The organism is Terasakiispira papahanaumokuakeensis, from assembly GCF_001709345.1.
Lineage (GTDB): Bacteria > Pseudomonadota > Gammaproteobacteria > Pseudomonadales > Halomonadaceae > Terasakiispira > Terasakiispira papahanaumokuakeensis.
On the sequence record NZ_MDTQ01000001.1, the window covers coordinates 225,664 to 240,796 of the forward strand.

The 15,133-nt window shown below is 51.9% G+C and carries 14 protein-coding genes and 1 tRNA gene; 3 read left to right on the forward strand and 12 right to left on the reverse strand.

What is annotated here, in order from left to right:
- Positions 1 to 2 precede the first annotated feature (2 nt).
- The 7 genes from rlmN to BFW38_RS01010 form a co-directional block, all read right to left on the reverse strand.
- On the reverse strand, positions 3 to 1,169 hold the full coding sequence (gene rlmN / locus BFW38_RS00980; RefSeq protein ID WP_068996711.1) for a dual-specificity RNA methyltransferase RlmN: 1,167 nt from the start codon (positions 1,167 to 1,169) through the stop codon (positions 3 to 5).
- A gap of 171 nt (positions 1,170 to 1,340) precedes the next feature.
- Positions 1,341 to 1,769 (reverse strand): nucleoside-diphosphate kinase, encoded by a 429-nt coding sequence (gene ndk, locus BFW38_RS00985; RefSeq protein WP_068996712.1) that lies wholly within the window; start codon positions 1,767 to 1,769, stop codon positions 1,341 to 1,343.
- Positions 1,770 to 2,116: 347 nt separating this feature from the next.
- A complete protein-coding gene (locus BFW38_RS00990) occupies positions 2,117 to 2,485 on the reverse strand; it encodes a HesB/IscA family protein (protein WP_068996713.1) in 369 nt (122 codons plus the stop codon).
- Positions 2,486 to 2,559: 74 nt separating this feature from the next.
- Positions 2,560 to 3,717 (reverse strand): aminotransferase class V-fold PLP-dependent enzyme, encoded by a 1,158-nt coding sequence (locus BFW38_RS00995; RefSeq protein WP_084004374.1) that lies wholly within the window; start codon positions 3,715 to 3,717, stop codon positions 2,560 to 2,562.
- 246 nt (positions 3,718 to 3,963) lie between these two features.
- On the reverse strand, positions 3,964 to 4,440 hold the full coding sequence (gene iscR / locus BFW38_RS01000) for a Fe-S cluster assembly transcriptional regulator IscR (RefSeq protein WP_068996714.1): 477 nt from the start codon (positions 4,438 to 4,440) through the stop codon (positions 3,964 to 3,966).
- 104 nt (positions 4,441 to 4,544) lie between these two features.
- Complete coding sequence (gene cysE, locus BFW38_RS01005; RefSeq protein ID WP_084004375.1) at positions 4,545 to 5,555, reverse strand: serine O-acetyltransferase; 1,011 nt, start codon at positions 5,553 to 5,555, stop codon at positions 4,545 to 4,547.
- A gap of 163 nt (positions 5,556 to 5,718) precedes the next feature.
- A complete protein-coding gene (locus BFW38_RS01010; protein ID WP_068996715.1) occupies positions 5,719 to 6,531 on the reverse strand; it encodes an RNA methyltransferase in 813 nt (270 codons plus the stop codon).
- A 202-nt stretch (positions 6,532 to 6,733) separates the two neighbouring features.
- Between BFW38_RS01010 and BFW38_RS01015 the strand changes: the two genes are divergently transcribed.
- A complete protein-coding gene (locus BFW38_RS01015; protein WP_069000119.1) occupies positions 6,734 to 7,516 on the forward strand; it encodes an inositol monophosphatase family protein in 783 nt (260 codons plus the stop codon).
- A gap of 175 nt (positions 7,517 to 7,691) precedes the next feature.
- Here BFW38_RS01015 and secF read toward each other — a convergent pair whose 3' ends face one another.
- The 5 genes from secF to queA all read right to left on the reverse strand — a co-directional run bounded on the left by secF (position 7,692) and on the right by queA (position 13,355).
- A complete protein-coding gene (gene secF, locus BFW38_RS01020; RefSeq protein WP_068996716.1) occupies positions 7,692 to 8,615 on the reverse strand; it encodes a protein translocase subunit SecF in 924 nt (307 codons plus the stop codon).
- Positions 8,616 to 8,630: 15 nt separating this feature from the next.
- Positions 8,631 to 10,481, reverse strand: coding sequence for a protein translocase subunit SecD (secD, locus tag BFW38_RS01025; RefSeq protein WP_068996717.1), 1,851 nt, complete (start codon positions 10,479 to 10,481; stop codon positions 8,631 to 8,633).
- Between the two features lie 80 nt (positions 10,482 to 10,561).
- Complete coding sequence (gene yajC, locus BFW38_RS01030; protein WP_068996718.1) at positions 10,562 to 10,900, reverse strand: preprotein translocase subunit YajC; 339 nt, start codon at positions 10,898 to 10,900, stop codon at positions 10,562 to 10,564.
- A gap of 252 nt (positions 10,901 to 11,152) precedes the next feature.
- Entirely contained in the window at positions 11,153 to 12,271 is a 1,119-nt protein-coding gene (gene tgt, locus BFW38_RS01035) for a tRNA guanosine(34) transglycosylase Tgt (RefSeq protein ID WP_069000120.1), read from the reverse strand.
- Between the two features lie 7 nt (positions 12,272 to 12,278).
- Complete coding sequence (gene queA, locus BFW38_RS01040; protein WP_068996719.1) at positions 12,279 to 13,355, reverse strand: tRNA preQ1(34) S-adenosylmethionine ribosyltransferase-isomerase QueA; 1,077 nt, start codon at positions 13,353 to 13,355, stop codon at positions 12,279 to 12,281.
- Positions 13,356 to 13,458: 103 nt separating this feature from the next.
- Between queA and BFW38_RS01045 the strand changes: the two genes are divergently transcribed.
- Positions 13,459 to 13,545: transfer RNA gene (locus BFW38_RS01045), tRNA-Leu, on the forward strand.
- Between the two features lie 789 nt (positions 13,546 to 14,334).
- Positions 14,335 to 15,108, forward strand: coding sequence for an RIO1 family regulatory kinase/ATPase domain-containing protein (locus tag BFW38_RS01050; RefSeq protein WP_068996720.1), 774 nt, complete (start codon positions 14,335 to 14,337; stop codon positions 15,106 to 15,108).
- Positions 15,109 to 15,133: the final 25 nt, after the last annotated feature.

Below are 15,133 nucleotides of genomic sequence, written 5' to 3' on the forward strand. Positions count from 1 at the left end.
GGTTAGCCTTCAGCCGCATTCCGAACTTCAGGGGCGGGTGTTGCTGGAATCGGGTCACCGGCGATATTCACCGCTTCTATTTTCCGGTAGCGTTCGCTGCGACGCGTTTTATCTTGTACGCGACCGACCAATTGGCCACAGGCCGCATCAATGTCATCGCCACGTGTCATGCGCAATGGCGCGATATACCCTAACTCGTAAAGCCATTGCTGAAACCGCATGACTTGATTGCGTGAAGGGCGTTCATAACCCGAGTTGGGGAAGGGGTTAAACGGAATCAAATTAATTTTGCAGGGGAGCCCGTTAAGCACTTGGGCCAATTCCTGCGCATGTTCGTGTTGGTCGTTGATGCCTGCAATCAGTGTGTATTCTACGGTGATGGTCCGCTTATCATCACATTTGGCAAGATAGCGGTGGCAGGCCTCTAGCAGGCTTTGAATGTTGTACTTCCGATTGACCGGCACCAGTTGATTGCGCAGGGCATCATTAGGCGCATGAAGTGAGATCGCCAGGGATACATCAATTTCATCGCCCATGCGATCAATTTGGGGAACCAACCCCGAAGTCGATAGCGTGACGCGACGCTTGGATAGGCCATAGCCATAATCATCCAGCATCAGCTTCATGGCCGGCACCGCATTATCATAGTTCATCAGCGGCTCGCCCATGCCCATCATCACGACATTGGTGACTGGACGCTGGGTGGTATCTGTGCGTGGACCAAAAGAGCGCTGCGCGATCCAGACTTGGCCGATGATTTCTGCTGCTGTCAGATTACGTTGAAAGCCTTGCTTGCCCGTCGAGCAAAATGAGCAATCTAGTGAGCACCCCACTTGGGATGAAACACAAAGTGTGCGGCGGTTGTCTCCAGCGGGAATCAAGACCGTTTCGACATGGCTGCCATCACCGACTTCCAACACCCATTTACGGGTACCGTCATTCGAAATATCTTCTAGTACAACTTTGGGGCCACGGATTTCGGCGGTTTCGTTTAATCGAGCCCGCAGTTTTTTGCCGAGGTTGGTCATGTCGTCAAATTGATCGACATTCATGTGGTGAATCCAGCGCATGACCTGGCTGGCACGGAATTTCTTTTCACCGATGGACTCAAAAAAGGCTTCCATTTCGGTGCGGGTCATGCCCAGCAGGTTGGTTTTGGTCTCACTCATGGGTCGTTACTCAAGGCATCAAAAAAGGGCGCGGAAGATAGACGAAGGGGTGAGCGGCCGCTCACCCCTCCTGGGCGACATTATAACGCTTGGATCATGATTCCGCGAAGGTCATGATGTGGTCGCTCTACTCGTCTGAGCGCCTTATGTTGATTAGGCGTCCAGCGTCACTTAGCCGCGCGGGCAGATTTCGTCGTCGCTGAAGAAGTAAGCCACTTCACGCTCAGCTGCTGCCGGGCTATCAGAGCCATGTACCGCATTGGCATCGATTGAGTTAGCGAAGTCTGCGCGAATGGTGCCTGCAGCTGCTTCTTTCGGGTTGGTGGCGCCCATCAGGTCACGGTTTTGACTGATGGCATTTTCGCCTTCCAGTACTTGAACAACGACCGGACCAGAAGTCATGAAGCCAACCAGCTCACCAAAGAAAGGACGTTCTTTATGCTCAGCATAGAAGCCTTCTGCCTGTTCGCGAGAGAGATGCAGCATTTTGGCCGCAACCACTTGCAGATTCGCTTTTTCGAAGCGTGCAATGATTTCACCGATTACATTTTTGGCAACAGCATCGGGCTTGATAATGGATAAAGTACGTTCTACGGCCATGTAACTCTCCTGATAGGCCACCTGTTATAGGGGTGGCTTGGCTCATCGACAAATATCGCAGCACTTGAACAGTGCACATAAAGAATGCAAAGCCGATGGCAGGCATCGGCTTTAAACGCCTGCATTATACGCATGCAAATGCAGGCTGAGTAGCCTTAAGCCATGATCTTCGATATAAATGTGCTATTTATACGCGATCTATGCAGCTTTGGTTCTTAACTTCTCGGTTCTTAACTTCTCAGTTCTTAACTTCTGGGTTCTTGACTTCTGGGTTCTTAACTTCTCGGTGCTTCACTTTACGTTCTGGGATGATCTCCCCTGAGGTGTGCGTGCCTGGAGAAGCCTGCTTAGAGGTTAGCTTCTACGCTGAAGCTTTCACCACAACCGCACTCATCAACGGCCCGAGGGTTGTTGAATTTAAATAAACGGTTAAGCCCTTCGCTAATATAGTCGACTTCGGTACCGGCCATCAGGGCAACGCTGTCCCGGTCAACGATCAGTCGTGCGCCATGGGCGTTAATCACTAAATCCTGCGGATCGACTTGGTCGGCAAAGTCCAGAGCATAGGCGTAACCGGAGCATCCGCTCGGTTTAATCGCTACGCGCAGGCCTTCGCCTTGGCCTCGTTGTTCGATACAGCGACGAATATGAGCGGCTGCCGCTTCAGTCAAGCGGATGCCGGCGGTGTCATCGACGTTGACGGCATGTACTGTCATGGTGTTCTCCTTCATATCTGCACGGTTTTTCAGGTCGCGCACGATAGATGTGATCAGTTCAGTATGGCACGCCCTTAAGGGGTGCGCAGTCGAGTGACGGCTTCAGCCACCCATTGGCCTGCTCGTGATGCCTCTTCCACTTCGGTGAAACGTCCGAAACTAAAGCGCACCGATGACAAGGCCTGTTCCCTAGAAATGCCAATGCCTGTCAGTACAAAAGAGGGATCAACACTTGCCGAGTTACAGGCTGAACCTGTGGAAACAGCGAGGTCTGGTAGTGCCATTAATAAGGTTTCACCCTCGATGCCTGTAAAGCCTAAATTCAACAGGTTGGGGACCTGATGTGCTTGGCCTCCGTGATGAATATACTCAATCGGCTCTAGTGCCTTTAAAAAAGCGTCTCGGCATGCTTGAAGGTGATCGTGATCCTGACTCATGCGTTGCGCCGCGATTTCAAAAGCTTTGCCCATGCCCGCTAATTGATGCGTGGCCAGTGTGCCTGAGCGCATGCCGCGCTCGTGTCCGCCGCCATGGATTAAAGGCTCAATTAGGGCTTGGGGTTCGCGGCGAACAAAAAGTGCGCCAACCCCTTTGGGGCCATAAACTTTGTGGGCTGAGAGGCTGAGTAGATCAACCGGGACCTGTTGCATATCAATAGGCAGCTTGCCCGCGGCTTGGGCGGCATCGACATGAAATAACGCCGGATGCGATTGCAGCCGCTCAGCAATGGCCGGAATCGGATTGATCGTGCCCAACTCGTTATTGACCCACATGAGTGAGACCAAAATCGTATCGTCACGAAGCGCTTCGATCACTTGCTCTGGATGTATCACGCCTTGTGCATCGGGTTGAAGATAAGTGACTTCAAACCCTTCTTGCGCCAGCCAGTGAGCACTGTCGAGCACAGCCTTATGTTCAATGGCGCTGGTGATGATGTGTTGGCCCTGATGCCGATAGGCCCGTGCTGCGCCAATCAGCGCCAAGTTATCCGATTCAGTGGCGCCTGATGTCCAGACGATTTCTCTCGGATTCGCCTTGATCAAGTCAGCGACTTGGCGCCTGGCTTGCTCAACCACTTGTTCTGCCTGCCAACCGAGAAGGTGCGATCGTGAGGCTGGGTTCGCAAATAATCCTTCGGGCGTGAGGTATTCCATCATGACCTCTGCAACTGCGGGGTCACAGGGGGTGGTGGCTGCATTGTCGAGATAAATAGGCGCCATATCAGTTGCCATGTCGATGATGATTAATCTATGTGGTGTGAATGTGGGTGATCAGCCAAACTGTGAGGGTCTCAGCGGCGTGATCAATGGATGCTGACCACCTGTGAGCCTCTATTCAGTGAGCGGTTCATTCACCCCAGATCAGTCTCTAAAAGCGCAGGCTCTAGAGATCAACCTTTAGCCCTTCGCCGTTAGAGAAATAAGCCGGTCGCTATCAGCCTTATTGTCACGCTTGTGATACCGCTCACCTTCTTGAGGTCATATTACGGATAACTCAATTTTACCGTCCTCAGAGGGGGACAGGGGCTGACGCTGTTCCTGCTTTTGCGCGGTGGTTTCTCGTACCAGTTCGGCCAGTGTGATGGCGCTTAAAAAGTCATGAATCTGATCGGAGAGTCGGCACCAAAGGTGGTGTGTCAGGCAGGTTGTACCGTCGAGTTGACAGTCCCCTTGGCCTCTGCAACGAGTTGCATCAATCGATTCATTGACCGCATCAATCACTTCGGCTACTGAAATGGCTTCTTTCTCGCGAGCTAAGCGATAACCGCCGCCGGGGCCGCGCACACTGGAAACCAGATCATTTCGGCGCAACCGTGAGAACAATTGCTCTAAGTAGGAGAGCGAGATCTCCTGGCGGCGCGAAATGTCGGCGAGGGAGACTGGCCCATCGTTCGCATTGAGGGCCAGGTCAAGCATAGCGGTGACTGCATACCGCCCCTTGGTGGTCAATCGCATGGGCGCACCCTTCTGAATTCATGAAAGCGAATCAGGATTATGCAAAGACCTAGTAAAATGGTCAAGAAATCTCGGTATTCACTTTGGCGCGCGGAGACGATGACTCACTCATTGGAGTGGATTTTATCCGGTTTTTCCTGGCGATCTAAGTCATGGCGATCCAGCGCCTCTGTGCTTGTTGTCGCCAAGGGGGCTTCCGTTGCCGCTGTGTCAGTTAGACCCGTTTCAGTTGAACTTATTTCCGCGGTGTCAGCGAGGGCTTGATCAAGACTCGGATCAACGGGTGCTTGTGTTTTGTCTGCTCGGCGGCCAATGCGATCGAGCCCTTCTTTGCTGCAAGGGGCGACGGCTTCTTGAAAGTCTTCTTCACGCAGTTCCGGCATGGCGTGAGAGCGGAAGCTATTGTCTAGGCGGTTGAGTGCACCACAGATCTGGTTCAATCGACCATCAACGGCATGCATATGATCAAGCAAGCCTCGAATCGATTTAGCGACGGGATCAGGCATCTCTTCACTGACCCCGTAAGCATCAAAGCCGAATTTATCCTGAATCGCTTGGCGTTTAGCCGGATCATAAGTGGGCTTTTCTTCCTGATCCGGATCAGCGCGTTTTACAATTCGCGCAGGAATGCCGACTAAAGTGGCGCCTGGCGGGACTTCTTTAGTGACAACAGCATTGGAACCAATTTTGGCCCCGGCACCCACCGTAAAGGGACCGAGTATTTTGGCACCGGCACCGACAATGACACCGTTGCCCAGCGTCGGGTGTCGTTTGCCATTTTGCCAGCTGGTACCACCGAGTGTCACGCTGTGGTAAAGGGTGACATCATCGCCAATTTCGGCCGTTTCGCCAATCACCACGCCCATACCGTGATCAATAAAGAAGCGCCGCCCGATATGAGCACCAGGGTGAATTTCAATACCGGTGAACCAGCGTGCGAAGGATGCGATTATTTTGGCAGGCCACTTGATATTACGGCGCCACAATGCATGACTTAAACGGTGCATCAACAGGGCATGCACACCGGGATAAGTGGTGAGCACTTCAAAGAAGTTTCGGGCTGCGGGGTCACGGTGGAAGACGCTATTCACATCTTCTCTTAAGCGTTCAAACATGGACTACTCCTGCAATCGAAAGGTGCGCCATCATCGAAAGGTGTGCCATCGTCCAGCTATCAGTTGATAGACTTTGTCGGCATGGCGATAAAGGGATCAGTCAGTGTCCTTTCGACAGCGATCAGTGATGCCGCCACGAGCTTCTTTGTTCATGATGCTGACCTTATTCGTGATGCGGATCCGTGTCGGAGTGCCCTTGATGTTGCGTTTGGCCTGCGCTCTTAGAAGTCGATGCTGTTGCTGCGCATTTCTCGGTAGCCGATAAAATGCCGCGCAGAATATTCAGCTCCATCGTATCAGGCTGGGCCCTTAGATAAAGTCGGCGTAATCGCGCCATGAGCTGTCTCGGATTATTGGGGTTGTGAAAGTCGATATCAACTAGGGTTTTTTCTAAATGAACGAAGAAGCGTTCAAGATCTTCTCCGGTGGCAAAAGGCACATCCCATTCAGTACCAAATGGGGGCTGTTGCGCTTCGGCTTCTTCATGAAGTGCCAGTCGCGCTTCGTAGGCCAATACCTGAACTGCTGCGGCCAGGTTCAGTGAGCTGAAGTCTGGATTGGTCGGGATATTGACGTGCAAATGGCACTGGTGCAGCTCTTCGTTAGATAACCCTCGGTCTTCACGGCCAAAGACCAATGCCGCTTGTGCCTGGGGGTTGGGCAGCGTGGCTTTGAGCTGCTCGCCTAATGCCCGAGGCTTGATTAAAGGCCAGGGCATATTGCGGTTGCGCGCACTGGCGCCCGCAATCAATGTGCAGTCAGTCGTGGCGTCGGCCAAGGTGTCGTAGACGTTCACTCGGGACAGAATATCCGTTGCACCGGTCGCCCGATGTTCTGCTTCCGGGTGGGGGAATTGTGCCCGAGGGGCAACTAGGGCTAAATCACTTAACCCCATGTTTTTCATGGCCCTTGCAGCTCCTCCAATATTGCCGGGATGGGAGGTGCCTACCAGGATGATGCGAATGCGCTCAAGCATAACCCTTGTCATTCCTGTAAAACGGTCTATGATACCCGCCCAGCTGACTGCTGTCAGTGAACCCACCTGATTGACTTTAAGTTTGTTGTGAATTTCTTTCATTAGGGGGTTATACAGGCAGCCGAGGTATTGCATTCTTTATCCGGGTGACGTGAGACGTCATCCGCGTTCTTTAACAGTGACGACCAACTGGCAGATCACCATGCATCCAATGATTCAATTGGCGTTGCGTGCCGCACGCAGCGTTATCGAACACTATGACCACGTTATCGAGCGACTGGACATTGCCCGTCAAGATCGCAATGTCGATGAATTAATTGACCACTGTGCCTTCCGTGTTGAGCAGGCATTACAGCGTCAATTAAAACGAGGTTATCCTGATTTTAGTTTTAATGGCACACATATTCGTGAAGAAGCCCAAGGCGATAGTACCTGGGTGGTGAATCCGTTAGTCGGTCGTGACAATCTGGCGCGAGGCTATCCTGCCTGCGCCTTATCGGTCGCCCTTTATGCGGCCGGCCGCCTTGAACATGTCGTGATAATTAATCCCTTATCTGGCCAGGAATTTATCGCTGGTCGTGGTCGTGGTGCCAGCTTGAATGGTCGACGTATTCGAGTGCTGACGAGCTGGCATGCTGAGCAAGCGCATGTGGCGATGCCATTGCCTGAAATGGGTGTGCGGATGCGTATGTTGCCGACTTATTTGGACGTTCAGCAGTATTTGGGTCAGCAAGTTGCCCATTTGAATACAATGAATGAGCCGGTGTTGGATTTGCTTGCGGTGGCCGCAGGGCAGTTGGATGCTGCGATTATCCTCGGGGCCGATATGGATGCCTTAGCACCGGCGCTTATGGTGTTGAAGGAGGCAGGCGGCCTCTATGGCGATGTCAGCGGTGCCCCCAATTTAGGGTCTGATGCACGCTTATTGGCGGCCAATCCAAAGACCTTTAAAGCGCTTGTCTCAGGTATTCGCCCGGTATTATGAGCCCCTGTTTTACGTGATCGTATGATTTGAGGCTTATGACCTAAAAAGCCATCTGCATTGAATGCAGATGGCTTTTTTAGTGTTCTTTTTTAGTGTTCTTTCTTAATACTATTCTGAGGTGCTTTGAGCTGAATAAAGCGCCTTGAATTAACAAGACGCCTTGAGCGTAATGAGCTTAAGGACGCCCATCATCTTCAGCCCCTTCTTTTACCGGCAGCATCATGTCTTGGCGTTGCAGGTTGAGACGCAGCAACAGGGTGCCGGCAACGTAGATCGAAGAATAAGTCCCTACGCCGATGCCAATGATCAATGCCAATGCGAAGTTATGAATCATTTCGCCGCCAAACAAGAACAATGCGACCAGCACCATCAAAGTGGTTAAAGAGGTGATGGTGGTTCGGCTCAATGTTTGGTTAATCGACAGGTTGATCAAGTCGGCAGGGCCGCCTTCACGGGTCATGCGGAAGTTCTCTCGAATACGGTCATAGACAACGATCGTATCGTTCAGAGAGTAACCAATCACGGCCAGTACTGCCGCCAGCACAGTGAGATCAAAATCCAGTTGGAAGAGCGAGAAGACCCCCAGCAGAATGATGACGTCATGGGCCAGCGATAAGACAGCGCCGAGTGCAAATTTATACTGGAAGCGGAAAGCGACATAGAGCATGACGCCTGCCAGCGCTACCAGCATTCCGATGCCCCCTTGCTCTTTCAGTTCATCCCCGACCTGTGAGCCGACAAATTCAGCACGCTGCAAGTGCACATTCGGCGTGTCTTGCGCCAGGACATCACGGACTTCCTGGCCGACATCAGCGGTAAAGCCTTGATTCAGCCTCACCATGACATCCCGCTCTGTGCCAAAGTGCTGGACGACAATATCTTCGTAGCCGGCTTGCTCCAGCCGGTTGCGGACTTGATCCAGTGACGGGGCCTGTTCATAAGTCAGCTCGACCAATGTGCCGCCGGTGAAATCCAGACCGAATTTCAGTTGTTGGGCGACCAGTGATCCCAATGAGATGACGACCAGGAGCAGGGACAAGGCAAACGCCCAGCGGCGTTTACCCATAAAGTCGAGGTTCAGTTGTATCAGTTTAGACATCTTAGTCTCCGCACCTTACATCGGTAGCCGGGTGAGCTTGCGTCGGCCCAATGTCCAGTTGACCTGCATGCGGGTCACCATTAACGCTGTGAACATGGACGTGAGAATCCCTAATGAGAGCGTGACAGCAAAGCCTTTGACGGGTCCTGTTCCGATAGAGAACAGAATCAGCGCCACCAGTAAGGTGGTCAAGTTGGCATCCAAAATAGTGGCAAAAGCACGTTCATAGCCGGCATGTATCGCGCTGTGAGGTGACATGCCACGGTGATGCTCTTCTTTGATGCGGGCATTAATCAGCACGTTGGCATCGACCGCCATCCCCAGGGTCAGGACGATACCGGCAATCCCAGGTAGGGTCAGTGTTGCCCCCATCAGAGACATCAAGGCCACCAGCAGTGTCAGGTTGAAGAAGAGACCAATGTTGGCAAATATGCCAAAGAGGCGATACCAGGCCAGCATAAAGAGCACAACCGCCACTAAGCCGATTTCAACCGAGAGAATGCCTTGATCAATATTTTTTTGCCCCAGGCTCGGCCCAATCGTGCGCTCTTCTACGAAGTAGATCGGTGCTGCCAGTGCCCCTGCGCGCAACAGCAATGACAGCTCTGAAGCTTCTTGCACCGTGCCTGCACCCGTAATTCGGAAGCTGGAGCCCAGCTCACTCTGAATTGTGGCCAGTGAGATGATATTGCGCTCGGTATAAGGCACCCGAGACTCCATCTTTTCACCTTTGGCATTAGTGGTGATGCGCGTTCGGGTTTTATGCTCGATAAAGAGTACCGCCATTTGCCGACCGACATTATGCCGAGTCGCTTGGCTCATCAAGCGGCCACCTTGGCCATCCAGGCGAATGTTAACTTGGGGCTGGTTGTTTTCATCGAAGCCGACAGAGGCGCTGGAGACGTTGTTCCCGGTGGTAATAATGTCGCGCTCAAGCGTGGCGCTCCGGTTGGGGTTATCACGGAAGCTGAAAGATTCCGTCTCCATGGGGTTGGCCCCGGGTTTTGCCGCTAATCGGAATTCCAGATTGGCGGTGGCCCCCAGAACACGTTTGGCCGCAGCCGTATCTTGTACACCGGGCAGTTCGACGACGATACGGTTGCGTCCCTGACGTTGGACCAAGGGTTCAGCGACACCAAGCTCATTGACGCGGTTACGTAGCGTTGTCAGGTTCTGCTTGATGGCATAGTTTTCGATCTCTCGGGTGGCCACTTCCGTGAGAGAAAAGGTGAGTGTGCCGCTGTCTTCGTCGATTTCGCTGGTATATTCGTTGCCCAGGGCTTTAGACAGGACTCGTGCGGCGTCTGACATTTGTTCGGCGCGTGCCATACGAATGTTAAGCGCACCATTTTCAACAATGACTTGGCGGTAGCGCAGACGTGCTTGGCGAAGCTCTGTGCGTGCTTGGCCGGCAGCGACTTCCAGACGTTGTTTGACCGCAGCAGGCATGTCAACTTCGAGGAGGAAGTGGACGCCACCTCGGAGGTCAAGGCCCAGCTTCATGGGCTTGGCGCCCATGTCTTTCAGCCATTTCGGGGTGTTTTCTGCCAAGTTTAGGGCGACAACATAGTCTTGGCCCAGTTGTTGTTGAATCAGTTCTTTGGCCGCTCTCTGATCTTGATCAGAATTGAAGCGAACCAGTAACCCTTTGCCGCTATCATCGATACGTTTAGGGGTGATGTTATTGGCTTGAAGTACCGCTTGAATGCGGGTTTCAGCTTGAGCCCCCACCTCGGTCGAACTGCGGGCGCCGCTGATCTGAACGGCAGGGTCTTCAGAATAAAAATTCGGCAGTGAGTAAATCACACCAAAGGCGAGAATCGCCAGGATCAGCAGATTTTTCCAAAGTGGATAACGGTTGAGCATGAGCTCGGTTCCTTCACAGGCGTTCAGGCGCCAGATTCGTGGAGAAACGAAAGCGGCGCCGGTCGGCGCCGCTGACAGGATCAGTCGTTTTCTACAGCTTTCAGTGTGCCTTTGGGCAGCTCAGCGGTGATCGCCTGCTTTTGCACGGTGATTTCAACGCCGTTGCTGATTTCCAATACGCAGAAATCATCTTTCACCTTGGTGATACGGCCCATAACGCCACCGGCCAGGGCGACTTCGCTCCCTTTTTGCAGGTTGCCGATCAGGTTTTTGTGTTCCTTGGCGCGTTTTTGCTGCGGACGAATCAGCAGGAAGTAGAAGATGACTACAAAGCCCACCAGCATGATGATGCTGGAGATTGGGCTTGCCTGGCCAGCACCGCCTTCGGCATATGCGGAAGAAATCAATTCAAGGCTCATTCACAGCTCCTGTCGAGGTATCGTTTTATCAAAGTGTTTTGATAACACAGTTTTTTGAATCAAAACAATTGCTTAACCTGTTTGGTTGAACCGTATTGGGTTGAACCGCAGTGGGTGAAACAAGTTGTTAAACCATTAACTCTGTTGTTAAACAACACATCAGCGTTGAGTGCCGGGCTGATGTGCGTTCGAATCAGTTCTTTTTTATGCCTGTCGTTCTTTGGCGCTAAGCGTGCCTTGTGAGTGGCGACATCACTCGGACAACGGCGGCGTGACCAAGTTGCGCCGGGCATAAAAGTCATCGACGAAGTCAGCCAATTTACCCGCTTCCAGAGCCCCGCGCAAACCGGCCATCAGCTGTTGATAATGGCGCAGGTTGTGGATGGTGGCTAACATGGCGCCTAACATCTCGCCACACTTGTCCAGATGGTGCAGATAACTGCGAGAAAAGTTCTGGCAGGTATAGCAATCACAGTGTGGGTCCAGTGGGTTGGTGTCATGTCGATGCTTGGCGTTACGAATTTTTATCACGCCATCGTGGACAAAATAATGACCGTTCCGTGCGTTGCGAGTAGGCATCACGCAATCAAACATATCGACCCCTCGACGAACGCCTTCGACCAGATCTTCCGGTTTGCCGACGCCCATTAGGTAGCGCGGTTTGTCGGCGGGCATCAAATCTGGAAGATAATCCAGCACTTTAATCATTTCTTCTTTGGGTTCGCCGACGGAGAGGCCGCCGATGGCCATGCCGTCAAAGCCAATATCATTCAGTGCGGCCAATGATTGTTCACGCAAGTCTCGATACATGCCGCCCTGGATGATGCCAAATAATGCTGAAGGGCTGTCGCCATGGGCTTCTCTGGAACGCTTAGCCCAGCGTAATGACATTTCCATCGATTTACGGGCTTCATCATGGGTCGCCGGATAAGGGGTGCACTCATCAAAGATCATGACGATATCTGAGCCCAGCGCTTTTTGTACCGCCATTGACTCTTCTGGCCCCATAAAGACTTTGCTACCGTCGATGGGCGATTTAAAGGTGACCCCTTGTTCAGTGATTTTCCGCATCTCACCCAGTGAAAAGACCTGAAAGCCGCCTGAGTCAGTCAGGATCGGCCCCTGCCATTGCATGAAATCATGCAGGTCGCCGTGTTCTGCAATCACCTCGGTGCCAGGGCGTAGCATCAAGTGGAAGGTGTTACCCAAAATAATATGAGCGCCGATATCCTGAATATCACGAGGTGTCATGCCTTTTACCGTGCCATAAGTGCCGACAGGCATAAAAGCGGGTGTCTCGACATCGCCGCGCGGGAAGCGTAAACGGCCTCGGCGTGCTTTGCCTTCAGTATTGAGCAGTTCAAACTGCATAAAACATTCAGAACGCATGGTGATCTCTTGTCTCTGGGGCCATATCGTCGGCGCTCGAAGGCCGTCGTGTTAAGAACATGGCGTCGCCATAACTGAAAAAGCGATAACGTTGTGCCACCGCCTCATGATAAGCCTTCATCACGGTGTCGTACCCTGCAAAGCTGGACACCAGCATGAGCAGCGTGGATTCGGGGAGGTGGAAGTTGGTGATGAGTGCATCCACGACCTGCCACTGATACCCCGGATAAATAAAAATACTGGTATCCCCGCTAAAGGGCTGGACCTGGCCACTGGAGGCTGCTGTTTCCAAGCTGCGTACGCTGGTGGTGCCGACAGCGATGACGCGTCCACCCGAAGCGCGTGTTGATCTAACAAGTTCGGCTGTTTCTGCTGAAACTTGCAGCCACTCTTTATGCATTTGGTGTTCTTGAATATTGTCGACGCGCACGGGTTGGAAGGTGCCTGCGCCCACATGGAGGGTGACAAATGCAGTATTCACCCCTTTAGCACGAATTTGATTGAGCAGCGCTTCGTCGAAATGCAGGCCCGCTGTCGGCGCTGCGACGGCGCCAGGGGTGCGGTTATAAACTGTTTGATAGCGCTCGCGATCACTACCGGCATCAGGGCGGTCAATGTACGGCGGCAGTGGCATATGACCATGCTGCTCAAGCAGTTCAATGAGCGGTGTTGGAGACTCAAAGCGGAGTAGGAATAGTGTCTCTTCACGGCCCTCACAGGTGGCCTCGATGCCGCCTTCAAGATAGAGGCGAGCGCCTGCCTTTGGCGCCTTGCTGGCGCGAACATGGGCCAGGGCTCGATGCTCATCAAGTGGGCGCTCAATCAGGATTTCTACTTTGCCTCCAGAGGCTTTTTGACCAAATAAGCGGGCAGGAATCACTCGTGTGTCATTAAAGACCATCAAGTCGCCTGGCTGTAAGTGGTCAAGAATGTCTGGGAATTGTTGATGTGCGAGTTCGCCCGAAGAGCCTTCCACAACCAGTAATCTTGAACCGGTTCTTTCGGGGGCAGGTTGGCGGGCAATCAATTCATCCGGAAGGTCAAAATCAAAGTCGCTGCGTTGCATGTTAGCTCGCTATTGTCGAGGATGGCGGCATTGTAACGCAGAGGATTGAAATCGTCATTGACGAATGATTTTTTGTCCGTATAATACGCCTCCATCTCACCCAGCCCGGGTGGCGAAATTGGTAGACGCAGTGGATTCAAAATCCACCGATGGCAACATCGTGTCGGTTCGAGTCCGACCCCGGGCACCATTTCCTGTTTTTTCTTTTTTCTCCTGTCATTACTTGCTTTCTCGATTGAGCTTTTCGCTTTTATCATCGATATCCCTATATGATTGCGATGTATCTCCATTGGATATAGGTCCATTGTGAGCGCGGCTGTATCGTGAGTGCGCCCTGGTTTAAGTGCGTCTAAGCTTTTCTCTCGACCCTGCTCTCTCAGTTCTGTCCTCTCGATCCTGTCCTCTCGATTCTGTTCCTTCTTCGCTCGTCGCTGACCTCGGTCACGTTGACTTTTTTCTATATTGAATATCTTTTCATTCGTCTCGGCGGGCGTCTCATCTTTATGGTGACGTTTTATGATGAAATGGATTTTGGACGAACGGCATTCAATTTTTTTGTCTAAGACGGGCGCTTTGGGCGTGGGTCGGGGCGACGTTCTGATGCTTATGTTGATTTCATCTTGTTTTGATAGCACCCTATTTGTTAATATTAATTTAACAATGTTGTGAGTTGGGTTCCATTGTTACGGTATGGCGATCATGCCATGCCGTTTTTTCTACCGGCTCTCTGATGCGTTTTGAGCACATAACGAGTTGATCAGTGGTGAGTAACGGATTGATTAAATGGTTATTTTTTCGTTATGGCGAGAGAGTGAGTAGAGTACACGGTGTTAATGGCTTTTGAGGTATTCGAAAATACTTATTAAGTCTTTTCTCATCAATATTTTCATTTATTCAATATTCTTCATTCAACACAGGGTGACTCGCCCTTGTTTGGAATTGAGGCGCCAGCGCTCAATTATTTGAATCGACAACCATCATGACATCATCCCGCTTAAATGTTGCCCAGCAGAACTTGATTCAGTTGCTGGGAGAACGGTTTCCTCGCCACGAGTTCTCTGTTCAGTGCCTTAAGGTGCTGCACAAAGGACGTTTTGCGAATGCCATGGTGTATCGCTACCACGATGACCAATATGATTGGGTGATTAAAGATTTTAGTCATAGCCCTTTCTGGATTCGCTGGTCTCTGGGCCGCTTGATCACCGCTCAAGAAACTCGGGCTTTTGATTGTTTGCAAGGCTTAAAAGGCGTGAGCCCGCACCACTATGCGCTTTCACCTGTCACCTTAGCGTATGACTTTATCCCTGGAACGCCATTGAGAACTTTAAGCCAGGAAGACAAGCAGTTACCCGCGCATTTTTTCTTACAGCTGGAGCGGATGGTGGCCGCGCTCCACCGTCGCGGCATGGTGCATTTAGATCTGCGCAACATGGGGAATATTCTATGTGGCCGTGATGGCGAGCCTTACTTTATTGATTTTGGTTCTGCGATTCGTTATCGCCGATTTCCCCGTTGGGCACGCCAGTTTATGCGCGGTGCCGACTTGACCGGGGTCTACAAAGGCTGGCGTTCTCTTGGACGAGATTCTTTTCCAGACTCTCGTCAGGCTTTCCTGAAACGCTACAACCAAGTGCGTAAGCGCTGGATCTTCAGGGGATATCCGCTTCGACGCTTGTCTGCTTACCTGAATTTGATATTGGCACCGCTATTAAGTCATCAGATTTTATTGAGTATTTTGGAAAAATTAGTGTGAAAATCGTTAAATGCGAGAAGCGTTC

Coding starts and splice junctions, on each gene's coding strand:
- BFW38_RS00995 (WP_084004374.1), bottom strand. CDS start 3,717: ATGGCAACTGATATGGCGCCTATTTATCTCGACAATGCAGCCACCACC.
- cysE (WP_084004375.1), bottom strand. CDS start 5,555: ATGTTTGAACGCTTAAGAGAAGATGTGAATAGCGTCTTCCACCGTGAC.
- secD (WP_068996717.1), bottom strand. CDS start 10,481: ATGCTCAACCGTTATCCACTTTGGAAAAATCTGCTGATCCTGGCGATT.
- BFW38_RS00990 (WP_068996713.1), bottom strand. CDS start 2,485: ATGACAGTACATGCCGTCAACGTCGATGACACCGCCGGCATCCGCTTG.
- rlmN (WP_068996711.1), bottom strand. CDS start 1,169: ATGAGTGAGACCAAAACCAACCTGCTGGGCATGACCCGCACCGAAATG.
- secF (WP_068996716.1), bottom strand. CDS start 8,615: ATGTCTAAACTGATACAACTGAACCTCGACTTTATGGGTAAACGCCGC.
- BFW38_RS01015 (WP_069000119.1), top strand. CDS start 6,734: ATGCATCCAATGATTCAATTGGCGTTGCGTGCCGCACGCAGCGTTATC.
- iscR (WP_068996714.1), bottom strand. CDS start 4,440: ATGCGATTGACCACCAAGGGGCGGTATGCAGTCACCGCTATGCTTGAC.
- BFW38_RS01050 (WP_068996720.1), top strand. CDS start 14,335: ATGACATCATCCCGCTTAAATGTTGCCCAGCAGAACTTGATTCAGTTG.
- yajC (WP_068996718.1), bottom strand. CDS start 10,900: ATGAGCCTTGAATTGATTTCTTCCGCATATGCCGAAGGCGGTGCTGGC.
- ndk (WP_068996712.1), bottom strand. CDS start 1,769: ATGGCCGTAGAACGTACTTTATCCATTATCAAGCCCGATGCTGTTGCC.
- queA (WP_068996719.1), bottom strand. CDS start 13,355: ATGCAACGCAGCGACTTTGATTTTGACCTTCCGGATGAATTGATTGCC.
- BFW38_RS01010 (WP_068996715.1), bottom strand. CDS start 6,531: ATGCTTGAGCGCATTCGCATCATCCTGGTAGGCACCTCCCATCCCGGC.
- tgt (WP_069000120.1), bottom strand. CDS start 12,271: ATGCAGTTTGAACTGCTCAATACTGAAGGCAAAGCACGCCGAGGCCGT.